The organism is Mesorhizobium sp. LCM 4576, assembly GCF_001854815.1.
GTDB classification, from domain to species: Bacteria; Pseudomonadota; Alphaproteobacteria; order Rhizobiales; family Rhizobiaceae; genus Mesorhizobium; species Mesorhizobium plurifarium.
This window is the reverse complement of record NZ_MDDT01000018.1, coordinates 140,808-165,201: the sequence shown is the minus strand read 5'-3', so window position 1 is coordinate 165,201 and position 24,394 is coordinate 140,808. Positions and strand designations below refer to the sequence as shown.

At 64.4% G+C, this 24,394-nt stretch carries 22 protein-coding genes; 8 read left to right on the top strand and 14 right to left on the bottom strand.

The window, feature by feature from the left end; translation table 11 throughout:
* Positions 1–134 precede the first annotated feature (134 nt).
* The 8 genes from LCM4576_RS10595 to cpaB form a co-directional block, all read right to left on the bottom strand.
* Positions 135–608 carry a tetratricopeptide repeat protein gene (locus tag LCM4576_RS10595; protein ID WP_071032043.1) on the bottom strand — a complete coding sequence of 158 codons (474 nt, stop codon included), beginning with the start codon at positions 606–608 and terminating at the stop codon, positions 135–137.
* A 173-nt stretch (positions 609–781) separates the two neighbouring features.
* Positions 782–1,744 carry a type II secretion system F family protein gene (locus LCM4576_RS10590; RefSeq protein WP_071032042.1) on the bottom strand — a complete coding sequence of 321 codons (963 nt, stop codon included), beginning with the start codon at positions 1,742–1,744 and terminating at the stop codon, positions 782–784.
* A gap of 1 nt (position 1,745) precedes the next feature.
* On the bottom strand, positions 1,746–2,711 hold the full coding sequence (locus tag LCM4576_RS10585; RefSeq protein ID WP_071032041.1) for a type II secretion system F family protein: 966 nt from the start codon (positions 2,709–2,711) through the stop codon (positions 1,746–1,748).
* A 4-nt stretch (positions 2,712–2,715) separates the two neighbouring features.
* Entirely contained in the window at positions 2,716–4,137 is a 1,422-nt protein-coding gene (locus tag LCM4576_RS10580) for a CpaF family protein (RefSeq protein WP_071032040.1), read from the bottom strand.
* Positions 4,134–5,348 (bottom strand): response regulator/pilus assembly protein, encoded by a 1,215-nt coding sequence (locus LCM4576_RS10575; RefSeq protein WP_071032039.1) that lies wholly within the window; start codon positions 5,346–5,348, stop codon positions 4,134–4,136. Before LCM4576_RS10575 ends, LCM4576_RS10580 begins: the two co-directional genes overlap by 4 nt.
* A 13-nt stretch (positions 5,349–5,361) precedes the next feature.
* The gene (locus LCM4576_RS10570) at positions 5,362–5,637 is read right to left on the bottom strand and encodes a hypothetical protein (protein WP_041007223.1); all 276 of its coding nucleotides are present in this window, start codon (positions 5,635–5,637) and stop codon (positions 5,362–5,364) included.
* A 4-nt stretch (positions 5,638–5,641) separates the two neighbouring features.
* Complete coding sequence (locus tag LCM4576_RS10565) at positions 5,642–7,075, bottom strand: type II and III secretion system protein family protein (RefSeq protein WP_071032038.1); 1,434 nt, start codon at positions 7,073–7,075, stop codon at positions 5,642–5,644.
* 31 nt (positions 7,076–7,106) lie between these two features.
* Positions 7,107–8,024, bottom strand: a complete 918-nt coding sequence (gene cpaB / locus LCM4576_RS10560) for a Flp pilus assembly protein CpaB (RefSeq protein WP_071032037.1) — start codon at positions 8,022–8,024, stop codon at positions 7,107–7,109.
* Between the two features lie 254 nt (positions 8,025–8,278).
* Between cpaB and parE the strand changes: the two genes are divergently transcribed.
* The 3 genes from parE to LCM4576_RS10545 all read left to right on the top strand — a co-directional run bounded on the left by parE (position 8,279) and on the right by LCM4576_RS10545 (position 13,009).
* On the top strand, positions 8,279–10,333 hold the full coding sequence (gene parE / locus LCM4576_RS10555) for a DNA topoisomerase IV subunit B (RefSeq protein WP_071032036.1): 2,055 nt from the start codon (positions 8,279–8,281) through the stop codon (positions 10,331–10,333).
* Positions 10,334–10,376: 43 nt separating this feature from the next.
* The gene (locus LCM4576_RS10550; protein ID WP_071032035.1) at positions 10,377–12,488 is read left to right on the top strand and encodes an FUSC family protein; all 2,112 of its coding nucleotides are present in this window, start codon (positions 10,377–10,379) and stop codon (positions 12,486–12,488) included.
* A gap of 83 nt (positions 12,489–12,571) precedes the next feature.
* Positions 12,572–13,009 (top strand): VOC family protein, encoded by a 438-nt coding sequence (locus LCM4576_RS10545; protein WP_071032034.1) that lies wholly within the window; start codon positions 12,572–12,574, stop codon positions 13,007–13,009.
* A gap of 17 nt (positions 13,010–13,026) precedes the next feature.
* Here LCM4576_RS10545 and LCM4576_RS10540 read toward each other — a convergent pair whose 3' ends face one another.
* Positions 13,027–14,148, bottom strand: coding sequence for a DUF2336 domain-containing protein (locus LCM4576_RS10540; RefSeq protein WP_071032033.1), 1,122 nt, complete (start codon positions 14,146–14,148; stop codon positions 13,027–13,029).
* A 152-nt stretch (positions 14,149–14,300) separates the two neighbouring features.
* Between LCM4576_RS10540 and LCM4576_RS10535 the strand changes: the two genes are divergently transcribed.
* On the top strand, positions 14,301–14,753 hold the full coding sequence (locus LCM4576_RS10535) for a MaoC family dehydratase (protein WP_041011475.1): 453 nt from the start codon (positions 14,301–14,303) through the stop codon (positions 14,751–14,753).
* Complete coding sequence (locus tag LCM4576_RS10530; RefSeq protein WP_071032084.1) at positions 14,753–15,634, top strand: CoA ester lyase; 882 nt, start codon at positions 14,753–14,755, stop codon at positions 15,632–15,634. Before LCM4576_RS10535 ends, LCM4576_RS10530 begins: the two co-directional genes overlap by 1 nt.
* Positions 15,635–15,637: 3 nt before the next feature.
* Here the strand turns inward: LCM4576_RS10530 and LCM4576_RS10525 are convergent, their stop codons facing one another.
* On the bottom strand, positions 15,638–16,312 hold the full coding sequence (locus LCM4576_RS10525; protein WP_071032083.1) for an isoprenylcysteine carboxylmethyltransferase family protein: 675 nt from the start codon (positions 16,310–16,312) through the stop codon (positions 15,638–15,640).
* Between the two features lie 140 nt (positions 16,313–16,452).
* Between LCM4576_RS10525 and LCM4576_RS10520 the strand changes: the two genes are divergently transcribed.
* Entirely contained in the window at positions 16,453–17,196 is a 744-nt protein-coding gene (locus LCM4576_RS10520) for a TetR/AcrR family transcriptional regulator (protein ID WP_071032082.1), read from the top strand.
* Here the strand turns inward: LCM4576_RS10520 and LCM4576_RS10515 are convergent, their stop codons facing one another.
* On the bottom strand, positions 17,197–17,781 hold the full coding sequence (locus LCM4576_RS10515; RefSeq protein ID WP_071032032.1) for a nitroreductase: 585 nt from the start codon (positions 17,779–17,781) through the stop codon (positions 17,197–17,199). It lies immediately after the preceding gene.
* 164 nt (positions 17,782–17,945) lie between these two features.
* Between LCM4576_RS10515 and LCM4576_RS10510 the strand changes: the two genes are divergently transcribed.
* Entirely contained in the window at positions 17,946–18,911 is a 966-nt protein-coding gene (locus LCM4576_RS10510; protein WP_071032031.1) for a hypothetical protein, read from the top strand.
* Positions 18,912–18,921: 10 nt separating this feature from the next.
* On the opposite strand, the gene LCM4576_RS10505 is transcribed toward LCM4576_RS10510, so the two are convergent.
* The 3 genes from LCM4576_RS10505 to LCM4576_RS10495 all read right to left on the bottom strand — a co-directional run bounded on the left by LCM4576_RS10505 (position 18,922) and on the right by LCM4576_RS10495 (position 23,044).
* Positions 18,922–19,857 (bottom strand): lysophospholipid acyltransferase family protein, encoded by a 936-nt coding sequence (locus LCM4576_RS10505; RefSeq protein ID WP_071032030.1) that lies wholly within the window; start codon positions 19,855–19,857, stop codon positions 18,922–18,924.
* An 83-nt stretch (positions 19,858–19,940) separates the two neighbouring features.
* Entirely contained in the window at positions 19,941–21,917 is a 1,977-nt protein-coding gene (gene thrS, locus LCM4576_RS10500) for a threonine--tRNA ligase (RefSeq protein WP_071032029.1), read from the bottom strand.
* A gap of 257 nt (positions 21,918–22,174) precedes the next feature.
* Positions 22,175–23,044, bottom strand: coding sequence for an IclR family transcriptional regulator (locus LCM4576_RS10495; protein ID WP_071032028.1), 870 nt, complete (start codon positions 23,042–23,044; stop codon positions 22,175–22,177).
* A 130-nt stretch (positions 23,045–23,174) separates the two neighbouring features.
* Between LCM4576_RS10495 and LCM4576_RS10490 the strand changes: the two genes are divergently transcribed.
* Positions 23,175–24,362 (top strand): substrate-binding domain-containing protein, encoded by a 1,188-nt coding sequence (locus LCM4576_RS10490; protein WP_071032027.1) that lies wholly within the window; start codon positions 23,175–23,177, stop codon positions 24,360–24,362.
* The last annotated feature ends 32 nt before the right edge of the window (positions 24,363–24,394 follow it).

Here is a 24,394-nt window from a genome sequence, read left to right as displayed (position 1 = left end):
GTAGATTGCCTGCGGCCTGCGCAAACCGTTTTCGGCCGGCGCCTGCCGCTACCTCGGCACAGGGTTTACAAACCGTCGACATGCCGAGCGAAATGTCGGCGCCGGCTCTTCGGGGCGGCAGGCGTGAAGGCGGATCAGCCCTTGTCGAGCAGCGCCAGGTTGGYGTTGACCACCGTCTGGTCGGCCATGCCGGCCTTGGCTTCGAGCAGCAGCGCGCGCGCCTTTTTCTTGTTGCCGCGCAGGAGCTGCGAGTAACCCATATTGTTGACGATCTGCGGCTTGCGCCCGGCGACCTTCAACAGCTGCGCGTAGGCGCGATCGGCGAAGTCGAAACGGCCGAGCTCGTCATAGGATGCGGCAAGCCCCATCCAGGCCTCGGCATTGTCGGATTTGAGTTCGACCGCCTTGCGAAAATGCTGCTCGGCAAGGCCGAAATTCGCCTCGCGGAACTGCGCCTTGCCTTCGACGAGGTCGCTGGCGCTGACATCCTTGGCCACCGRCTGGATCGCCGTGGTCTTGGTCGTGTCGACGTCTGCGTTCGTCGTGCAGCCGGTGATCATCAAGACGGCCGCCAACGCCGCCGCTGCCCTGGGAAGTCTCTGACGCATGCCCCTGCCCCATCGCCCGATTTGCCGGGTCGTTCTTCAGGAAAAACCTTACAGGAGAGCGATTAAGCTTCGGTGCCGAAATGCAGCTAAATTTTGGTTGCGCGCAAGGGATGCGTTAACCAGCGCTCCTGGGGTGCCGCCAGGTTCAGGTCAGGCCGGCCTCACCTGAACCCTCAGTGCGCGGTCAGCTTCACGACGATCGGTATGATGGCGATCATCAGCACCACCGGCAGGATGCAGACCGTCACCGGCACCGACATCTTGGCCGGAAGGGCATGCGCCTTCTCCTCGGCCATCGACATGCGCTTGTGCCGCATCTCGTCGGAAAAGACGCGCAGCGAGCCCGACAGGCTGGTGCCGAGTTCCTTGGATTGCTGCAAGAGCGTCGCGAAGGAGCGAACCTCGTCCAGGCTGAGGCGGTCGGCAAGCGCCTTCAGCGCGTCGTCGAGGCTCCGCCCGGCCCGCAATTCCAGCGACACCAGGATCAGGTTCTGACTGAGCGATGGATAGGTCCTGGCAAGTTCCTTGGAGACCCGCTCGATGCCGGCCTCCATGCTCATGCCGGCATCGGAGCAGACGATCATCAAATCCATGAAATCGGGAAAGCCGTTGCGGTATTCGCGCATCTTTTCCCGAACCTTCTGCGTCAGCACCAGGCCCGGCAGGAAATAGCCGCCGGCGCCCGACAGGATGATGAAGGTCCAGCGGCTGGTCATGGTCGACTCGGCGCTGGCCGCCCAGTGGTTGATCAGGAAAGCGCCGAGCGCCGCGCCGACCAGGGTGGCGAACCGGATGAGGAAGAACATGCCGACGGCGCGCGGTTCCATATAGCCGGCCTGGATCAGTTTCAGGCGCAGCCTGGCGACATTTTCCGGGTCGCTCTTGGCGTAGAATTCCTGCGCCCGCTTCACCGCCTTCTCGCGCACGGCGTTGGTGCTCTTCTTGGGCGAGGACTCCGCCTGCTCGGCCGGCTGCGATGTCTCGACCTTCAGCCGGCGCTTGACCTCGTCGCGATCGCCCTTGGCGAGCACCAGCGGCCAGGCGACGGCACCGGCGCCCAGCACAAGCAGCAGCACGGYGACCGGCACCAGCGAGGTCGGCGCGAGCGAGGCGAGGAAGCGGATGGCGTCTTCCATTTCAGAACTYGAAATTCGACATCTTGAACATGATGGCGTTGCCGAGCAGCAGCCAGATGATGGAGCCGCCCAGCATGTACCAGGTCTTCGGCACGTCCCAGACATCCTGATAGAACTGCGGCATCAGCACCATGATGGCGGTGAAAAGAAGCACCGGCACCGCGGTCAGGATGTAAGCCGACATGCGGCCTTCCGTCGAAATGGCGCGCACCTTGYGGCGCAGCTTGCCACGGTCGCGGATCGTCRCCGACAGGCCGTCCAGGATCTCGCGCAGATTGCCGCCTGAACTGCTCTGGATCGACACCGCCGTGACAAACAGCGGCAAGTCCTCATGGCCCACCCGGTCGAAGAGATTGTTCAGCGCCGAAACCAGGTCGGAGCCGTAGGTCACCTCGTCGGCGACGACGCCGAACTCGGTGCCGATCGGATCGCCCATTTCGCGCGCCACCATGGCAATCGCCACCGGCACCGGATGGCCGGCCTTCAGGCCGCGCGTGATCAATTCAAGCGCCTCGGGCAATTGCATCCCGAACCGCTTGTGCCGGCGCTTGCGCATGAAGCGCATTGCCATCACCGGCAGGACCGGCAGCAGCACGACAAACAGGATCAGGCCGAACAGGAGCGGCAAGCCCTTCCATATGCCTAAAAACGCCAGCGCGAGAGCGATCCCCGATGTGATCGTCAGGAACTTCGGCAGCGGCGTGGTCATGCCGGACTGCGTGCGCAGGGCGCGGAAGCGATCGAGGGAAAAGATGGAGCTGCCGCCGTCTATCCCGCGCTCCTTGCGCAGTTGGATCAGGACCTGCTCCTGACTGATCTTGTTCTCCGCGAGCTTCATGCGGCGGTTGATGGCCGTGYGCTTGTCGCTGCGCCCGGCATAGAGCAGATAAAGGCCCTCGGCGATCATGATGCCGGTGAGCGCCGCTGCGGCGTACACGGCGTAAATAGGGCTGAAACCGTCCAGCACCGGCCTAATCCTGYGGCCGGCCGGGTTCGAAATATTTGCCCGGGAATTCGATGCCCATGTTGCGCAGGTCCTCCAGGAAGCGCGGGCGGATGCCGGTCGCTTCGAAGTGCCCGAGTATCTTGCCGTCCGCCTCCATGCCGGTGCGCACGAAGCGGAATATCTCCTGCATCTGGATGACGTCGCCTTCCATGCCGGTCACCTCGGCGACGCTGGTCACCTTGCGCTTGCCGTCGGAAAGGCGCGTCAGTTGCACGATGATGTCGATGGCGCTGGAGATCTGGCTGCGGATCGACTGCACGGTCATCGGCATGCYGGTCATGCCGAGCATCTGTTCCAGGCGCGAGATGGCGTCACGCGGCGTGTTGGCATGGATGGTGGCCATCGAGCCTTCGTGACCGGTGTTCATCGCCTGCAGCATATCGAAGGCTTCCTCGCCGCGGCACTCGCCGAGGATGACGCGGTCGGGACGCATGCGCAGCGCGTTCTTGACGAGGTCGCGCTGCTTCAATTCGCCGTGGCCCTCGATATTGGCGGGRCGCGTTTCCATGCGAGCGACATGCGGCTGCTGCAATTGCAGCTCGGCCGCGTCCTCGATGGTGATCAGGCKCTCGTCTTCCGGAATGAAGGCCGACAAAGCGTTGAGCATCGTCGTCTTGCCGGTGCCGGTGCCGCCGGAGATGATTGTGGTCTTGCGGGCATGCACCGCCGCCGCCAGCACCTCGGCCATGTTCTGGGTGATGGCGCCGAATTCGACCAGCTTGTGCAGGCCGAGCTTATTCTTGGAGAATTTGCGGATCGATACCAGCGGCCCGTCGACGCCGACCGGACGGATCGCCGCGTTGAAGCGCGAACCGTCGAGCATGCGGGCGTCGACCATCGGCTGCGATTCATCGACGCGCCGGCCGACCGCCGCAACGATTTTGTTAATGATTCGAAGCAGATGCGCCTCATCCTTGAACGGGATGTGGACCTGCTGCAGCTTGCCGCGCTTTTCGACGAAGCAGTTCTGGTGGCCGTTGATCAGGATATCGTTGATCTCGGGATCCTTGAGCAGCGGCTCCAGCGGGCCGAGGCCGACCATTTCGTCGACGATGTCGTCGACTAGCGCGTCGAGCTCGGCGATGTTGATCGCCATCCGCTCCTCGCGCGTCTTTTCCGAGACGAATTCATGCACCTGCCGGCGCATTTCATCCCGGGGCAGCCGCTCCAGCGCTACGAGGTTGATCTCTTCGAGCAGCATGCGATGGATGCGCACACGTGCGTCCAGCACCTTGTTGACGCTCTTTTGAGGCGCTGCTTCAGGCCGCGGCGGCGCCGGCTTGCGGGTCGTCGGGATGACGACTGCATTGTGCGTGACAGGCGCGGGTTCCGGCGCCCGCTGCGGACGTACGTCGCGGCTCTGCAGGTTGGAAWAGYGGCTGGTCATCCTGCCTTCCTCTTCACCAAGCCCTTGCCCAGGCCGAACAGCGACTTCGACTTGACCGTGGTCTGGACGGCCTCCTCCGGCAGGATGATCTTCTTCAGGTCGTTGACGACATTGGCGTTGGGGTCGATGGCGTGCAGCGGCACGCCGCGGTCGACCGCCTCGCGCACCAGCCGGTAATTGTTGGAGATGCCGCCGACGAAATGTTCGCCGAGTATCTCCTGAACGTCAGCCTGCTTGATGCCGCTGTCGAACATCTTCTGCTCGAAGCGGTTGACGATGACATTGGGCTTCACCTCCTTGCCGGCGGTCTCATAGACGGCCTGGATGAGACGCTGTGTATGGCGCAGGCACGGCACCGTCATCTCGGCGACGATATAGAGCTTGTTGGAACCCAGCAGCACCGTCTCGGTCCAGGGGAACCAGGTGCGCGGCATGTCGATGACGACATTGTCGAAATAAGCCGCCACGAGGTCGAGCATGCGCACCACGACATCGGTCTTGAACGAGCGCATGTCGGACGGGCGCGTGGGAGCGGCAAGCACGCACAGCCCGCTCGCATGCTTGGATARCATCACGTCGAGCAATTGCCGGTCGAGGCGCTCCGGCTGGTTCTCGATTTCCGTGATGTCGAAGCGCGGTTCGAGGTCGAGATATTCGGCGCAGGCGCCTTGCTGGAAGTTGAGGTCGACGACGCATGTCGAGGCGCCGCGCGTCACCGAATGATGCAGCTGGAAGGCCGTMTGCAAGGCGAGCGTGGTGGTGCCGACGCCGCCGGCGGCCGGCATGAAGGTATAGACGTGCGATTCGGTGTTCTCGTCCCGCCCCGGCCCTTGCAGCGCACGGACGACGGAACGCACGAGGTCGGCCGTGGTGATCGRCTTGACCAGGAAGTCGGCGACCTTGAGCTGCACCAGGATGCGCACCGCCGCCGCGTTGAATTCCTGGGTGACGACGACCACCGGAACGCTGCCTTCCAGCCGTCGCATGACGCGCTGCAGCGACTCGATTTCCTCGAGCTTGGCCGCGTCCATGTCGACGATGACCGTGCCGAAGTCCGCTTCGAGGATTTCGCCGCGCAGCTCGTTGACGCTCTTTTCCAGCGTCAAAAGCTCGATGATCTCGGAGGTCGCGAAAGCGGTCCGCGTGTCTTGCAGAAACGCCCGGTCCGTCGAAACGAGCAGGATCTTCTTTGTCTTGCTGCCAGATGCCATCGGCGTCAGCCCATCAGTTCGATGTGGTCGATGATGATGTCGTCGATGACGGCGCGGAGCCGGCTTTCGCGCCGACGGCAGCACTCTCCGAACCCGGACGCTGGGCCGGCACCAGAAGCTTGGTGTTCTGTACGCCGTACTTCCATGGGTCGACCATCTGCATGGCGGTGTTGGACGCCTGCGCGTTGCCGACTCCCGGCGTCACGCCTTCGGTGCGCACGTAGTCGTCGCTTGTGCAGCCGCTCACGAATCCGGCCAGGAATAGAGCAATCCAAGGGGCGCTGCGCATGGCCTTAGTCCTTCGGCAGATCGAGGAAGTGGCCGGACGTGATTGCGGCCACCGGACGGGCGGCGCTGCCGTCCGCCAGCGCCACCGGACGCTTCGGCGCCGAGGCGTCCACTTCCTCGGTGTTGTTGAGGAAATAATCGGCGGGACTTGCCGGCTGGGTGCCGTCGGTCGGCTCGACCATCTTCTTCGACGGATCGACCGGCTTGACCAGGTAAGGCGTGACGATGATGACCAGATMGGTCTCGCGCCGCTGATAGGACTTCGAGGAGAACAGAGGACCGAGCACCGGCAGTTTGCCGATCCCCGGCACCCGCGACGTCGTGATGTCGTTCTGCGACTGCAGAAGACCGGCGATCATGAAGCTCTGGCCATTCTTGAGGTCGACCGATGTCCTGGCACGGCGCACGATGAAGGCCGGAATGGAAATGCCGCTGCTGACCTGGATGGAAGCCGACGGGTCGATCGAGGACACTTCCGGCGCGATGTCGAGGCTGACCAGCCCGTCCTTCAGCACCGTTGGCGTGAAATCGAGGCCGACGCCGTACTTCTTGTAGGTGACGCTAATCTTGCCATTGTCCTCTGAAACCGGGATCGGGAACTCGCCGCCGGCAAGGAAGCTCGCCGTCTGGCCTGAACGAGCGATCAGGTTGGGTTCGGCAAGCCGCCGCGCCAGGCCGCGTTCCTCCAACGCCTTGATGGCGATGTCGATCGAAACGCCGTTCGACAGCAGCCGGCCGATGATCTCGCCTGTGCCAGCCTCCGTCACCTTGCCGGGATCGATGGAGACGTTGCGGCCGCCCATTCCGAACGCGAAGTTGGCGCCGTATTTGGCGCCGAGATCCTGCCCGGCCTGGCGGTTGATCTCGACGAAACGGACGTTGAGCTGCACTTGTTGCGAGGACGAGATGTTGACCGAGTTGATGACTTCCTCGTTGCCGGAAAAGCGCGACGCGATCTTGCTGGCCTTGTCGGYGGCGACCGCGTCGTCGGCCTCGCCCGACAGCACGACGCGGCCGTTTGCCGAGCCGACCTTTATCTTGGCGTCGGGCACGCTGGCGCGGATGGTGCTGGCCAGCTGGTCGGTATCCAGCGTCACCTCGATGTCGATGGTGCCGACGAGCTGCTTGTTCTGGTCGAACAGGGCGATACCCGTGGTGCCCAGATTGTTGCCCAGCACGTAGAAGGACTTGTCGGTCAGCGGATTGACGTTGGCGATCTCCGGATCGCCGATGACGATCTGATAGAAGGCGGCGCTCGTCATGATCGTCTTCGGCTTGCCCTTGGCGACCTTGATCGAGGCGTTCCTGTTTGCCGAGACATAGACGACGTCGTTGCCCGCCCTTGCCGGCGCGGCGACGCCAAGCATTGCCGCCGCCAGCGCGATCGCGCCGAGAAGACGCCATCCCCCGGTCGTCCGAAATGCATCAAACCCGAACATCTGTTGCCCCGTCCCCGCCGGTCCCCACCGGCTATTGCTGCAGTTCCTGCGGCGGTTCCCGTGAAGGAACCTTGTATTCCTCGACTTTTTCGCCACGCGTCACGATCACCGTCTTGAATTTCGGCTCGTCGGATTCCGTCGTCACAGCGCTGACGAGCGAGGCGGCGCTCGCCTGCGCCTTTGCGGCGACCGAACCGCCGAAGGACGAGATGGTCGTAAGCCCGCCATTGCTGGTGCTGGCGTCGGCCGCGGACCGCAAGGACAGCGACAAGGTGCCGACGGTGCGGGCAAGCGCCACTTTCTGCGCCCCTTCGTTGGTCACCTCGATGGTCACAGAATTGGCGACCTGCGGCTCGGTCTTGCGCTCGTCCGCGCCCTGCCCGACCGAAAGCACCTTGGCGTCGGAAACGACGATCTCGGAGGTCACCGTCGAGCCAGCCGCRCCCTGCGCGTTTTTGGATACTTCCTGGATGTCCCCCGCATCGCGCGTCAGCACGACGTCGACCCGGTCTCCCGGCGTGACGAAGCCGCCGACGCCGGCGATCTCATCGGTGCGGATGGTGACGGCCCGCATTCCCGGTGACAGCAGGTTGGAAAGGGTGGCGCGGCCGTTCGGTCCCGACAGCTTGGTGAGCAGCACCGGCTCGTTGACCTCGATCGGCGACAGCACGACCCGGGTGCCGTCGGCGAGCAGCTTGTCGATCGTCGGGAAAGCGCCCTGCGGTAGGGAATCCTGCGGCCACGGGATCTCGGCGAGCTGCGGCCGTGCGAGCTCCATGCCGTAGCGCAACGGCGCTTGAGCCACCACGATGGTTTTGAACTCGACCTTGGGCTGTGGCGCCGCGACGGAGACGACCTTGACCTCGGGCTGAGCCTTTGCCTGGCTCTTGACCCAGAAATCCGCCGCAAAGATCGAGATCGCGCCGAAAACGGCGGCGATGCCGATCATGGTTATGGCCCTGCCCCTCACAACGAAACCCCTGACGCCCGTGGTCTTTTGTTGGTTGGGCCTCACGCTAGGCGTTAATGTTAAAGAATCAGGAATCCCGCGACCCGCCGATCGCCCTATTTCGGCCGGCTTGGTTATCGAATGGTTTTGGAATAAGAGACAGTTTGATCCCTGAACGGAACAGGAACTCGTTCGCCCGCCAAAAGCGTGGCAGTATCGAGACGTGATTCGCATTACCGGACGCTAGGCCCAGCATGGACGACAGCAACGATCTCTTCGGCAAGATGGAAAAGCCGGCACAGCCGGTGCGCGCGCCCTCGCGCCCCGCCGATCCGCTGGTGCAGGCAGCAAAGCGTTCGACCGCCGCCCGCGACGGCAGCGAAGGCTACAGCGCCGCCGATATCGAGGTGCTGGAAGGGCTTGAGCCCGTGCGGCGCCGCCCAGGCATGTATATCGGCGGCACCGACGACAAGGCGATGCATCACCTGTTCGCCGAGGTCATCGACAATTCGATGGACGAGGCGGTGGCCGGCCACGCCACCTTCATCGACGTCGAGCTTTCCGCCGACGGCTTCCTGACCGTCACCGACAATGGGCGCGRCATTCCGGTCGATCCGCATCCGAAATTCAAGAAGCCGGCGCTCGAAGTCATCATGACGACGCTGCATTCGGGCGGCAAGTTCGACTCCAAGGTCTATGAGACCTCCGGCGGCCTGCACGGCGTCGGCGTTTCGGTCGTCAACGCGCTGTCCGACCATCTCGAGGTCGAGGTCGCGCGCGGTCGCCAGCTCTATCGCCAGCGTTTTTCCCGCGGCGTCCCGGTCAGCGGTCTGGAGCATCTCGGCGAGGTCCACAACCGCCGCGGCACGAGGACCCGCTTCCATCCCGACGAGCAGATTTTCGGCAAGGGCGCCGCCTTCGAACCGGCGCGGCTCTACCGCATGACGCGCTCGAAAGCCTATCTGTTCGGCGGCGTCGAGATCCGCTGGACCTGCGATCCGTCGCTGATCAAGGACAAGGACCAGACGCCGGCCAAGGCCGAGTTCCATTTCCCCGGCGGCCTCAAGGATTATCTCAAGGYGACGCTGGGGGACGAATTCCAGGTCACGCGCGAGGTTTTCGCTGGCAAGAGCGACAAGCAGGGCGGCCACGGTTCGCTGGAATGGGCCGTCACCTGGTTCGGCGGCGACGGTTTCCTCAACTCCTATTGCAATACCATTCCGACCCCCGAGGGCGGCACGCATGAGGCCGGGTTCCGCAACGTGCTGACGCGCGGACTGCGCGCCTATGCCGACCTCATCGGCAACAAGCGCGCCTCAATCATCACCACAGACGACGTGATGATCTCGGCCGCGGGCATGCTGTCGGTATTCATCCGCGAGCCGGAATTCGTCGGCCAGACCAAGGACAGGCTGGCGACGATCGAGGCGATGCGCATCGTCGAAAACGCAATCCGCGACCCGTTCGACCATTGGCTCGCCGACAATCCGCAGGAAGCCTCGAAGCTTCTCGACTGGGTCATCGCGCGCGCCGACGAGCGCGTGCGGCGCCGCCAGGAGAAGGAAGTCTCGCGCAAGAGCGCGGTGCGCAAGCTGCGCCTTCCGGGTAAGCTCGCCGATTGCACGCAGAACGCAGCCGCCGGCGCCGAGATCTTCATCGTCGAGGGTGACTCGGCTGGCGGTTCGGCCAAGCAGGCGCGCGACCGTGCCAGCCAAGCAGTGCTGCCGCTGCGCGGCAAGATCCTCAACGTCGCCAGCGCCGGCAACGACAAGCTTGCCGCCAACCAGCAGATTTCCGACCTGATCCAGGCTCTCGGCTGCGGCACGCGCTCGAAATACCGCGACGAGGACCTGCGCTACGATCGCGTGATCATCATGACCGACGCCGACGTCGACGGCGCGCACATTGCTTCGCTGTTGATCACCTTCTTCTACCAGGAGATGCCGAACCTGATCCGCGGCGGCCATCTCTACATGGCCGTGCCGCCGCTCTATTCGATCCGGCAGGGCGGCAAGGTCGGCTATGCCCGCGACGACGCGCACAAGGACGAGTTGCTGCGCACCGAGTTCACCGGGCGCGGCAAGGTCGAGATCGGCCGCTTCAAGGGCTTGGGCGAGATGATGGCCTCGCAGCTCAAGGAAACCACGATGGATCCCAAGAAGCGCACGCTTCTGAGGGWCGACGTGATCGACGCCGAGCAGGCCACCAAGGATGCCGTTGACGCGCTGATGGGCACCAAGCCCGAGGCGCGTTTCCGCTTCATCCAGGAGCGCGCCGAATTCGCCGAGACGGACGTGCTGGATATCTGAACGTCATCCGGTCCATAACAGGCTCCGATATGGAGACGGACATGTGACCTGGACGYGGCTGAARGAGCTTGYCGAGGCACCRCTGAGCGGCCTGACGCAGCCGACCCGTTCGGATTGGATTTTCGCCCTGCGCACGGTTTCGGCGGGGCTGATCGCGCTGCTTGTTGCCTACGCGCTGAAGCTCGACCATCCGCAATGGGCGATGATGACGGTCTTCATCGTCGCGCAGCCGGTCGCCGGCATGGTGCTGGCGAAGGGCTTCTACCGGCTGCTCGGCACGCTGGCTGGCGGCCTGGCGGCCATCGGCATCACCTCCCTGTTCGGCGCCAATCCCTGGCTGCTGGTCACCGTGCTGGCGCTGTGGATCGGCGTCTGCACGCTCGTTTCCTCGCTACTGCGCAACCCGGAAGCCTATGGCGCCGCCCTTGCAGGCTATACGGCGATGATCATCAGCCTGCCGGCGCTTGGACAGCCGCATGTCGTCGTCGACCTGGCGATCGCCCGATGYGCCGAAATCGTGATTGGGATCGTCTGCGCCGGCGTCACCAGCCGGCTGATCCTGCCGAAGCTCGCGGCCGACGCCATCATCTCCCGTCTGAAACGCAGCATCCTCGACCTCGCCGAATATGCCGGCGGCGCCTTTTCCGGAGGCGATCCGGCAAGCCTTGCCGCGCTGCAGCGCAAGCTCATCACCGACGCCCAGACGCTCGCCGAGATGCGCACCTATGCGCGGCTGGAAGCGCCGAGCTTCGCCACCCGCGCCCATCCCGTGCGGCGCACGATCGGCCAGCTTCTATGGGCGCTTTCGGCGGCGCGCGCGCTGCACAGCCATCGCGCGCCGAAGAATGCTGCGCTTATCCCGATGCGCCGGGACCTGAAAAACTTCGTCGGCGAACTGGCGGCAACACCTGGCGCACTCGACGACACAGGTCCCTGGGTCGCCCGGCTCGACGCGATCGCGGCCAAGGCCAAGGAGATGCCAGAGTTGCCCAAAGATAAGGTCCCCGAGGACACGGGCCCCGGCGACACGGGCCCCGGCGACCCGGGCGAAGACAAGGTCGGCACCATCACACGCCTGACCATTGCCGGCGATTTCGCCGAGGCGCTCAAGCAGGTTATGCGCGGCTTGGAGGCGCTTCGCTCGCCCGTCTCCCGCAAATCGAGCGAGCGAAGCCAGCCAGCGCTGGTCGTCCACCGCGACTACCAGGCCGCATGCCRCAACGCCGTGCGTGCCGCGCTCGCGACCTTCCTCGTGGCGATCTTCTGGCTGACGACCAAGTGGTCGGAAGCGGCCGGCACCGTCATCCTCGTCGCCGTCGTCTCCAGCCTGTTCGCGGCACGCCCCGACCCGGTCCAGTCGGCCTGGGGCTTCTTCACCGGAACGCTGCTCGCACTGCCTTTTGCCTTTCTGGTCGGCCAGGTCGCGCTGCCGGCGCTGCCTGGCTTCGGCTGGTTCACGCTCTTCGTCGTGCCGATCCTGGTGCCCGCGGCGCTCGGCATGGCCAATCCGCGCCATGTCGGCGTCGCCACCGCCTTCGCCATCAACTTCCTCGCCTTCCTCAGCCCGCATCAGCAGATGATCTACGATCCCGGGCCGTTCTTAGCCGGTTCTGCCTCGATCCTGGTCGGCATCCTGATCGCCATCGGCGTTTTCATCGTCGTGCTGCCGGCCGATCCCTGGGTCACCGTGGAGCGAATCTCGCAAGCGATGCGTGAGGATCTGGCGCGGCTTTGCCTGCATGAGCGCATTCCCCGGCGCTCGGCCTTCGAAAGCCTCGCCTATGACCGGATCAACCAGTTGATGCCGCAGGTGCAGCGGACGGGCCGCAAGGGCGACCCCATGCTTGGCGGCAGCATCGCCGCCGTCACCGTCGGGCTGGAGGTGCTGCGGCTGCGCCAGGCCCAGTTGAACTCCGCCATCGCGCACGAAACAGTCGAGTCCATCGGCAATTTCCTGCGCGGCCTGGCGCGCGAGTTGCTGTTTCGGCGCCCTGGAGAACCACAGACCGCGACCATTGCGGTGGCGAGGCAATATGCGGCCAATATCGCGGAACGCAGCAACCGGCTCGAAATGTTGCAGATCGCCGCCTCCCTGCGCATTATCGCCGCGGCGATGGAGGATTACCCGGATTTCTTTGCGAAGGGTCGCGCCTGAACAATTGGGGACGTGACGCGTTTCAGGTCGGACCGGTTCGGAAAGGTCCCTTGTTAGACTGGTCGATACTTCCAGGTGGACAGATGGCTCTCAAACGTATGGACAACATCGGAATCGTCGTTGAAGACCTCGATGCGACGGTTGATTTCTTTCGCGAGCTCGGCCTTGAGCTCGAAGGGCGCGCCACGATCGAAGGGGAATGGGCCGGGCGCGTGACCGGACTAGGCGATCAGCATGTCGAAATCGCCATGATGCGCACGCCGGACGGCCACAGCCGACTCGAGTTGTCCCGCTTCCTCAGGCCACGCGTCGTGGCGGATCACCGCAACGCCCCGGTGAACGCCCTGGGCTATCTGCGCGTCATGTTCGCCGTGGATGACATCGACGACACGCTGGAGAGGCTCCGCAAGCACGGCGCTTCGCTCGTAGGCGAAGTGGTCCGGTATAAAGACGTGTATCGGCTCTGCTACATCCGCGGGCCTGAAGGGCTTCTCATCGGACTGGCCGAGGAACTCGGCTGAGCCTTGAACATGATGCCTTAGGCCGCGGCGATGGCCAGCGCATGCCCGCGCGCGTTTTCGCGCAGCGCGTCGAGGTGGATCGCCTTCACCAGCCCGGCAAGATCGCCCTCGGCCGATTGGCCGCCGAGCTCCTTCAGCATCAGCCAGCTCACCTCTTGCACGCCGGCGACACGCCGGCCATTGGCGACCTCGCGCCAGATTTTCAGCGCGCGCAGGATGATGCCATGCGTCGCCGGCGCAAGCCCGGCGCGGCGGAACAGCGCCTGCAGCGCCACGTCGTGCCCACCGGCGAGAAGCGCCGTCACCCGCTGCTCGGACTGTTGGGCTAACGCCACCAGCGTCGAGCCGAAGAAATCCACCTTGCCATGCGCGACGGTGCGGATGATGAAGCTTGCGGTCAGGTCGCCGCGCAGCCTCAAATGCTCGATCAGCGCGGCATGCTCTTCCATGCGCGTTCCCTCGATCAGCGTGACAGAGGCCTTCACGCAGGCGTCGCGCATGACGCGATCGGCGCGCGCGGCCCCCATCATCGCCAGCACCAGGGGCGAGCCTTTCAGCGTCTCGCCGAGCTTGACCAGCAGCATGTGCCGGCAGTCGGCCGGCAGGCGCCGATCGGCGATCAGTGCTTCGCGCACCAGCGGCAGGTGGCCGTGCCGCTCGGCCATGCGGCGGAAGCTGAGCGAGGCAATCTCGGCGCCGCTGTTGCCGATCAGCACGGCGCAGGCTTCCGGTTCGCCGACCTCGGCGATTGCCGCCGCCAGCGACATCGAGACCACCGGACGGTTGGCGATCAGCTTCTGCGTCGCCTTCTGGCCGCAGGCGACGCGCTCGACCAGGTCGGCATCGGTAAGCAGCGGCGAACGCGCCAGCACCAGCGCCGCCACTTCCGGCTGGTCGGCGGCCAGGGCGCTGATCACCTGCGGCGGCGCGTGATGGCTCATCGACAGCGCCTCGGCGAGCGCCAGGCGCACCTTGGAGGAAGCGTCGTCCAGAAGCAGCGTCAGCRCCGCCTCTGCGGCGCAGCGATCCTCGAACGGCAGATCGGAATTGATATAGGCGCGCGCCAGCGCGCTCGCGGCGGCGGCGCGCTCGGAAACCCTTGCCGTATCAATCCATTTTAGAAAATGCGAAACAACCATACCGATCAGCTGCGCCCCTGYCGGAATGTCCCCGGCCCCGCTGTGAACGGTAGGCTGGAAATGGTTTACGAACGGTTCACCATGTTTCTTAACCGGCTTGATGGAGGCGCAGGCAACGCCTATCAAGCAACGACATTGGAGGAGATCGAACCATGGCCGGRCTTTATCTGGAAGAGTTTGTCGTCGGCCATGTCTTCCGCCACACGCTGCGCAAGACCGTGACCGAGAGCGACAACATGCTGTTCTCGGTGATGACGCTGAACCCGCAGCCCCTGCACATCGATTTCGACTTTGCCGCGAAGACCGAATGGGGCAAGCCGCTCGTCAACTCGCTGTTCACGCTTGGCCTGATGATCGGCATTTCGGTGAACGACATCACGGTCGGCACGACCGTCGCCAATCTCGGCATGAAGGAGACGGTGTTCCCGCACCCCGTCTTCCACGGCGACACCATCCGGGTCGAGACGACGGTCGTCTCCGTACGCGACTCCAAGTCGAAACCCGATCGCGGCATCGTGGAGTTCGAGCACCGCGCCTACAATCAGAACGACGTTCTTGTCGCCAAATGCACCAGGCAGGCGATGATGCTGAGGAAGGCGGCCTGATGCGCTCGCTGCTGTTCGTGCCCGGCGATTCCGAGCGCAAGCTGGAAAAGGGATTCGAGGCCGGCGCCGACGTGATCATCGTCGATCTGGAAGATTCCGTTGCCGCCGCCAACAAGGCGGCGGCGCGCGCGACCGCGGCCGGTTTCATCTCCAGCCGAAGGCACCGGACAGGTTCGGCCATCTATGTGCGGGTCAACGACCTTTCCACCGGCCTGACGGACGAAGACCTTGCGGCTCTTGTCCCGGCGAAGCCCGACGGCATCATGCTGCCGAAGTCGAACAGYGGACAAGATGTCCAGCAACTGGCGGCGAAGCTGCGGGTGCATGAGGCAGAGAACGGGCTGCCGGACGGCGCTATAAGAATCCTGCCGATCATCTCCGAGACCGCGGCAGGTGTGCTCGCGGCGGCAAGCTATGCCGGAACGAGCGCGCGGCTTGCCGGCCTGACCTGGGGCGCGGAGGATTTGTCCGCCGCGATCGGCGCGCGCACGGCCCGCGACGAGACCGGCCGATACACCGACGTGTTCCGCCTGGCGCGCACCATGACCATTCTGGCGGCGGGCGCGGCCGAAGTCGCCGCCATCGACACGGTCTTTCCGAATTTCCGCGACATGGCCGCCTTCGAGGCCGAATGCCGGGAGGCCGAGCGCGACGGCTTCACCGGCAAGATGGCGATCCATCCGGCGCAGGTGCCCGTCATCAACGCCGCTTTCACGCCGTCCGCCGAAGCGGTCGCGCGGTCACGGGCGATCGTAGAGGCCTTCGCGGCGTCGGGAAATCCGGGCGTCGTCGGCATCGACGGCAAGATGTACGACAGGCCGCATCTGCGGCTGGCCGAGCGGCTGCTCGCGCGCGCCAAGGCGGCAGGCGTATCCGTCTGACCGCTACCAGACCATCGGGATCAGCTTGTAGCGGACGCGCGCGGCGTAATCGTCATAGCCCTGCAGGCCGGTCCGCAAGGTCTTTTCCTCGATGAAGGTGCGGAGGGCGAGCAGCAGGATGAAGGCGAGGACCGCTGCCAGTCCCCACCAGGAGCCAAGCAGCAGCGCGGTGCCGGCGAAATAGACTATGGCGCCCGCATACATGGGGTGGCGGACATAGCCATATGGACCGGTGGTGATCACCTTCTGTCCACGCTCGTCCTGGATCTTCACGACAGGCGCCGCGAAGCTGTTTTCCAGCATCGTGAGATAGCAGATCCAGATGCCGACGAGCAGCACCAGAGCGCCGATCACCTGCACCCAGACGGGAACTACCGACCAGCCGAAACGGGTATCGAGCCCCATCAGGACCAGCCAGGCGAAAATGCCGATGAGCAATATGCTCAGCAATATCTTGTCGGCCGCGGTCTGGGTCTTCTGGATCGGCGGACGGAGGCGCTCGTTCATCAGGCCTGGATCGCGCCGGGCGAGCGCCACGCCCATGGTAAGGCTCAGTCCGACCATCACGACTATGTACACCCAGGCTGCGGTCCACCGCAGCGTGCCGGCCGACAGAAACATCAGCGCGCCCATGACGCCGAACCATATGAATGTCTGGAAAACCAATCTCGAGAACATGACCAACCTTCCGTGACGTCCCCCGCCACCGTTGTCGAATCCGACCAGTGGTCTATTATACCGACCGACGGTCTATGCTCAAGCGCAATCAGCGCGAGGCATCTGGACGCAAACGGCTGCCGCGTGCACAAGGTTTTGTCATGCCACGTATCATCAAGCACCCGGAGCTCAGGCGAGAAGAGCTGCTGGACCATGCCCAGGCGCTGTTCCTGATGCATGGCTACGACAAAGCGAGCCTCAACGACGTCATCGCCACCGCCGGCATCTCGAAAGGCGCCTTCTATCACTACTTCGCCTCCAAGGAGGCCCTGCTGGAGGCATTGGCGGAGCGTTTCGCCAGGCAGGCGCTCGCCGGCGTCCAGGATGTGCTCGGCGATCYGGCGCTCGATCCGCTCGGACGCCTCAACGCCCTGCTCGCGAAATCACGGCAGGCCAAGGTCGAGACCGCGGCGGAAGCCTGGGCACTGTTCGAGACGATGTTCCGGCCGGAAAACCTGGTGCTGTTCCACCGCATCAACGTGGCGGCCAACGCGGCCTTTTCGCCCTTGCTGGTCGAAATCATCAAGCAAGGCGTTGCGGACGGAACCTTCCGCACCTTCGATCCGGAAGGMGTCGCCGACATCGTCATGCAGTTCGGCCTGGCCACGCACGATGTGATCRCCAAGRCATTCRCCGGCGGCAGCGATGCCGATATGGACATTGCGATCGAAACCCTGGAAAGGCGTGTCAGGCTCTACGAGATCGYGCTCGACCGCATCCTGGGGCTTCCCGACGGCAGCATCCGCATCGGCGAGCCCGGCTATGTGCGCGCCGTCATGACGGCGCGTCGGGCCAGTCCCTCCTCCAGCGTGGCAGCCGCGGCGTCAAAGGCGCGCAGGATGTGACTAACCGGCCCAGGGGCCGGCGTAATCGGCGTAGAGCTTCGCCGGATCGGGCCGTGGCCGATCCGGTGCGGGTCCCTGATAAGAACCGATATGGACGAAGCCGATGACGCGCTCCCGCGGCGAGAGTCCGAGGATCGCCCTGCCCTCGGTCACGTCGGAATACCAGTTGCTGATCATGTTGGTGCCATAGCCCAGCGCGTTGGCCGCGATCATCAGGTTCATGGCYGCCATGCCGCCCGACAGGAACATCTCCCATTGCGGGATCTTCGGGTTTTCCTTCGGCACCGACACCACGCCGATCACCAGTGGCGCGCGCGAGAAGCGCGCCAGTTCCTGGTTGCGCCGGCCTTCCGGCAGCGGCCCCTCGCGCTGTTCGGCAAGCGCCGCCAGCTTCTTGCCGATCTCGACGCGCGCCTCGCCGCGATAGAGGATGAAGCGCCAGGGCTCGAGCCGGCCATGGTCGGGGACGCGCGAGGCGGCCGCGATCATCGTCGCGATCTCGGCATCGCTCGGCGCCGGCTCCTTGAGGTCGGGAATCGGCGCGGAATTGCGGGTGAGCAGGAAGTCTATGATCGGCGACGCCATGGGGGCCAAGTCTCCTGAAGGCATTCGATTTTGAGCTGAAGCACGCCATCGGGAGGTCGGGCGGCTCGGGCGGTGGCGTTTTGCGCCGAATAAGAAGCCGCTGAGGGGAAGCAGCGCGCTCCTAGGCCTTGAAATTGCCACCGCCTTGGRCTTCAACGCAAGGCATGTTTGAGGGGACTCTGCGCCTTTTCGTGATCGCACTCGTCGCTGCGTTATTCGCGGTGCCGGTTTCCTTCGCCCTGGCCCAGAACGCCAACGATGTCGGCGACATCAAGCTTCCGGGCATTTCGAGCTACGCGACGCCGAAGTCGGAGGGACCGCTGGCGCTCGGCAATGGCGGCGCCATCACGCTGTCGGCGCAGTTGACCGACAAGGGTGCCGACATCACCCGCGGCATCGTCTGGCGGGTCTTCAAGCCGCAGCCCGCCAGCGATGGCAAGCTGCCGATGGTGGCATCCGCCCATGGCGGCACGGCCGTGTTCCAGCTCGACCCCGGCAGCTATCTCGTCCATGCCTCCTACGGACGCGCCGGCGCCACCAAGCGCATCACAGTCGGCAAGGAAGCCAGGCGCGAAAGCCTCGTCCTCGACGCCGGCGGCCTGAAGCTCGACGCGGTGACATCGGGCGGCGCGCCCATCCCGCCGAAGAAACTGCGCTTCTCGATCTACGAAGGCGAGGCCGCGGCCAATGGCGACCGGCCGCTGATCGCCCCCGACGTCGCGCCGAACACCGTGGTGCGCCTGAACGCCGGCACCTATCATGTCGTCTCCACCTATGGCGCGGTCAACGCGGTGATCCGCTCCGATATCCGCGTCGAGGCCGGCAAGCTGACGGAAGCGACCGTCGAGCACCGCGCCGCCGAGATGACGATGAAGCTGGTGCGCGAGCCCGGCGGCGAAGCCATCGCCGACACGTCCTGGTCGCTGCTCAACGAGAGCGGCGATCCGATCAAGGAAGCGGTCGGCGCCTTCGCCTCGATGGTGCTGGCCGAGGGCCAGTACACCATCATCGCCAAGAACCGCGACCGCATCTACCAGAAGGATTTCACGGTCGTCGCCGGCCAGAACCAGGAAATCGAGGTCGTGGCCAACGAACAGTCCGCCATCGATCCCGAGGAAGGCGCGGACTGATCTCTTCTACTCAGGCCGCCTTTCGCATCCGCAGGAACGGCACGCGGCCACGCTGCGTGGAAGGCGCCGCAAGGTCGAAGACCGCGCGATAGAGGCGGTCGAGCAGAGCCTTGCGGTCGCGCAGCGGCTCGAGGTCGCTCCATCTCAGCACGTCGCCGATGCGCACCTCGATCGCCTTGCCCGACAGGCGGGCGAACTCGCGGATGAGCAATGAGGTGCGCAGCGTCAGCGATGCCTTGCCGATGAACTTCGCCACGCGGTTGTCGCGCTCGGCCATGTTCATCGGACCGCTGACGAGATGGAACAGGCGGCCGTTCTGGCCGGAAAAATGCATCGGGATGACCGAGGCCTTGGCGTCCTGGATCAGCTTGGCCGGGAACATCTTCCACGGCAGGTCGATGGCGCGGCCGAAACCCTTGGGCGCCGTGGCGACGCCGCCGGCCGGGAAGACGACGATGGTGACGCCTTCCTTCAACAGCCGCACGGCTTCATGGCGCACCGCCATGTTGTTCTTCAGCGCTTCCTTGGTCTCGGAAAAATCGATCGGCAGCGAATAGGGTTCCATCTCGCGGATCCTGAGCAGGTCCTTGTGGATCATGACCCGGAACGGCCGGCCGAGCTGCTCGACCAGCGACAACACCGCGATGCCGTCGCCGATGCCGAAGGGATGGTTTGCGACGATGACCAGCGGCGTATCCGGCAGCGTCRCCGGCGGCCACTGCACGGCGTTGCGAACCTTGACGTCGATCAATTCCAGCATGCGGYTGAACACGCGATCGCCGGTCGGCACCACCTGCCGGCGCCAGAAATCGTAAAGCGCGGCGAAGCGGTCGCGGCCGGACAAGCCCTCGACGGAATGGATGAACCAGCGCGTCAGCACCGGCTGATGCGGGTTGGCATAGGAGAGCTCGGGAAAACGTCTTTCCCRCAGTTTCAATTTGAGCATGGCGGCTCGTTACAGGGCTGGCGTGACAGGCATATGAAAATGGCGGTGGGCACGCCACCGCCATTTTAGAAAGTGCTGGTATGTCAGGCTGCCGCGCGGCGCTTGCGATCGGGCGAGACCGCCTCCTCGGCGAGAGCCTTCACCGCATCGTCGAGCTTTCGCGATTCCTGGTCGCGGGAACCCAGCCGGCGAACGTTGACGGTTTCCTCCTCGGCCTCGCGCTTGCCGCAGACGAGGATGACCGGCACCTTGGCGAGCGAATGCTCGCGCACCTTGTAGTTGATCTTCTCGTTGCGCAGATCGGTCTCGGCCAGCAGTCCCGCAGCCTTCAGTCGCTCGACCACTTTCATGGCGTATTCGTCCGCATCCGAGGTGATCGTCGCCACCACCACCTGCAGCGGCGCGAACCACAGCGGGAAATGGCCRGAATAGTTCTCGATCAGGATGCCGAGGAACCGCTCCATCGAGCCGCAGACCGCGCGATGCACCATCACCGGCTGCTTCTTTTCCGAATCCGAGCCGATATAGAAGGCGCCGAAGCGCTCCGGCAGGTTGAAGTCGACCTGCGTGGTGCCGCATTGCCATTCGCGGCCTATTGCGTCCTTCAGCACATATTCGAATTTCGGCCCATAGAAAGCGCCCTCGCCCGGATTGATCGAGGTCTTGATGCGGTTGCCGGAGCGCGTGCGGATCGTCTCCAGCACGTTGCTCATGATCGCCTCGGCATGGTCCCAGGCCTCGTCGGTGCCGACGCGCTTGTCCGGCCGGGTCGAGAGCTTCACGCTGACCTCRTCGAAGCCGAAATCGGCATAGGTCGACAGGATCAGGTCGTTGATGCGCAGGCACTCGGCCGCCAGCTGCTCCTCGGTGCAGAAGATATGCGCGTCGTCCTGCGTGAAGCCGCGCACGCGCATCAGCCCGTGCAGCGCGCCCGACGGTTCGTAACGATGCACATTGCCGAACTCCGCAAGCTTAACGGGCAGTTCGCGGTAGGACTTCAACCCATGCTTGAAGATCTGGACGTGACCGGGACAGTTCATCGGCTTCAGCGCGAAGACGCGGTCGTCGTCGGTGTCGTCGCCGGCGACGGTGACCTTGAACATCGCGTCGCGATACCAGCCCCAGTGTCCCGACGTCTCCCACAGGCTCTTGTCCAGCACCTGCGGCGCGTTGACTTCCTGATAGCCGTGCTCGTCGAGGCGACGGCGCATGTAGTTGATCAGGTTCTGCACCATCTTCCAGCCCTTGGCGTGCCAGAAGACGACGCCCGGCCCTTCTTCCTGGAAATGGAACAGGTCCATCTCGCGGCCGAGCTTGCGATGATCGCGCTTCTCGGCCTCTTCCAGCAGCGTCTGGTAGGCGTCGAGCTGCGCCTGATCGRCCCAGGCGGTGYCGTAGATGCGGGTCAGCATCGGGTTGTTCKAGTCGCCGCGCCAATAGGCGCCCGCCACCTTCATCAGCTTGAAGGCGTTGCCGATCTGCCCGGTCGAGGCCATGTGCGGGCCGCGGCACAGATCGAACCAGTCGCCCTGCGCGTAGATCTTGATGTCCTGATCCTCCGGAATGGCGTCGATCAGCTCGACCTTGTAGCGCTCCCCCTTGTCGGCGAAGACCTTCTTCGCTTTGTCGCGCGACCACACTTCCTTGGTGAACGGCTTGTTGCGCTGGATGATCTCGCGCATCTTCTTCTCGATCACCGGGAAATCGTCCGGCGTGAACGGCTCGTTCCTCGCGAAGTCGTAATAGAACCCGTTCTCGATCACCGGCCCGATGGTCACCTGCGTTCCCGGCCACAGCTCCTGCACGGCCTCGGCCAGCACATGCGCCGTGTCGTGGYGGATGAGTTCCAGCGCGCGCGGATCCTCGCGGGTGATGATCTCGACCTTGCCGGACGTGCCGAGCGGATCGGAAAGATCGCGCACGGTGCCATCGAGGCTGTAGGCGACAGCCTTCTTGGCCAGCGACTTGGAGATCGATTCGGCAAGCCCCGCGCCGGTCAGCGCCGCGTCATATTCACGGACGGAACCATCGGGAAATGTCAGGGAAACGGAATTCGGCATCAGGGTTCTCCTATCCAGTCCCGCAAACGAGCGCGGGTGGTGAAATGCATGCGGAAGGATGCTCAGCAGCATGCAGAGGGTTAGCCGGAGGCGCCAATCACATGGATGTTGGCCGGCGGCGCGGTTTTAGAGGCAGTGCCACGTCAGGTAAAGAGCGCTCGCCAGGAAATGTCGTCGTAAAGCTTTCGCCCGCTTTCGCGTTTCTTATTTATGCGGTGTCGGGGATTCGACAAATGCGCCGAGCCGTAAAGCTGCTCTCATTCGGGATGCGGAGCGCGGGTCAACGGGTCCGATAGCGGGAACTCGGGTGCCGGCGGCGTGCCGCCCAGGATGCTCGACAGTTCGCAGGCCGCCTTGAATTGCGAAGCGGCTGCCTGCTGGATAGGCACCCGCCCGCGCACCGACTGAAGGAACGGCATGGTCAGCGCGGCCAGGGCCTGCCCGCGGCCGTCGAGGATCGGGAAGCTCACATCGGTGATACCGGCAATGTTTTCGCCTGCGATCAGCTCGTAGTGCTGCGCGGCGATGGCTTCGATGCGCTGCCGCGCCCGCCGCAATTCCGCGCGATCGATACCGTTGGCTGCGAGCGCGTCGAACGTCCACTCGCGTGTCGCTGGCGGCTGGAAGGCGAGGATCACCCGGCCCGAGGCGGTATGCTCGGCCGGACTCGATGTGCCGAGCCGCACTCTAAAGCCGAGCGGCGCCGGACTGTCGGCATAGGCGATGGTGCGGATGAACGCCCCCTCCAGCACCGTCAGCAGGATCGACTGCTGCGTTTCGGCCGCGAGCCGCAACAGGATCGGATTGGCCGCCGTGGTGAGCATCTCGATCGGCRGAAAAGCAAGCGCAAGGTCGTAGAGCTTCATCGACAGCCTGRAGGCCTCATCCTGCGGCCCGCGCCGGATATAGCCCCGGCGCTCCAGCGAGACGACCATGCGGTAGACTTCCTGCAACGAACGGCTGAGCTGCTGGGCGATCTGGCTCTGGGTCAGTCCTTCGGATTGCCGGGCAAGCAGTTCGAGCACGTCCAGGCCCTTCTCCAGCGCGGGCGCAAGATAGGTTGCCTGCCCCTCTTTGGGCGCCTTCTCCGCCCGCGCGGCGACGTCGCTTTTCCTTGGCCCACCCATTTTGATTCTGGTCCCGTCCGTTCCGGTTCGCAGGAACTTGCTGGTCTCGGCGGCGATTGACAAGCGCGCAAAGTTCCTATTACCTATTAAAATAGACTATCATATATAAAATCAACAGGGGAACACGACCATGGATACGCATGCCGTTCGCATACTTCTTCCAGCTCTGCTGCTCGCCGGGCTGGCACTTCCCAATACCGCTCTCGCCGACGGCAAGGCGGCCCTCGCCACGCTGCCGGACAATCTGCAGAGCCTGTATGTCGGGGCTGAACAGAATGTGCAGCCGTCGGCCTTCGACGGCTTCGCGATGCCGGCCAAGCCATGGAAATGGTGCCACTCCGAATCGTATCAGGGGAATCCCTGGCGGGTGGCGCTGACCAACCACTTCAAGAGCCTTGTCGGCGCTTTCCAGGCCGACGGCAGCGTCAGCAGCTTCGAGCTTTCGGACTCCAACGGTGACACCAGCCAGCAGATCGCCCAGCTCCGTGCCTTCATCGACAAGAAATGCAGCATCATCACTGTCGTGGCCGGATCGTCGACCGCGCTGAACGACGCCATCGAGGCGGCCTACAAAGCGGGCATTCCGGTGGTCTCGGTGGGCCTCGTCACCACCCCTTACGCGGTCAGTGTCGATTCCAACTACATCAAGTTCGGCTATGACATGGCCAAGGACATTACCACGGCGCTCAACGGCAAGGGCAATGTGYTGAGGGTCGAGGGCATTGCCGGCAGTCCGCTGGTGGCCGAGCAGCGCGTCGGCGCCGATAAGGGGTTCGCGGAATCGCCGGACGTGAAGGTGGTGCGCGACGTCAACGGCAACTGGACCGCGGCGGTGACCAAGACGGTGGTGCTGCAGGCGCTTGCCACCAATCCCGGTCCGATCGAAGCGGTGTGGACTTCGGRCAGCGAAGCGCGTGTGGTGGCTGAGGCCTTCGCGCAGGCAGGCCGGCCGGCGCCTGTCATCACCGGCAGCATTTCGGGCGATGCCCTCGGCTATTGGAAAGCGCATCCCGACTTCAAGTTCACGGGCGGCGCGCTGTTGCCGTCATGGACCGCRCAGACGGCCGTGCGCGTCGGCGTGCGGATGCTGCTGGGCCAGGAGCCCAAGGTGAGCCTGGTGGAAATCCCGGTCCCCGACGTCAAGATCGGCGACCTTGGTTCATGGTACCGCTCATGCATGACGGCCGACGCCGTCTCGGTCTTCCCGGTCGCGCCGCAGGATCCGATGCCGGAGGACCTGATGAACGGCTACTTCAAGAAGCCCGCGCCGACGCCGCAATTCGACTACGCCAAGACGCCGGATCCCTGCGCCCAATAACGCCCGTCGAGACCTCCCAAGGGCCCTCCTCG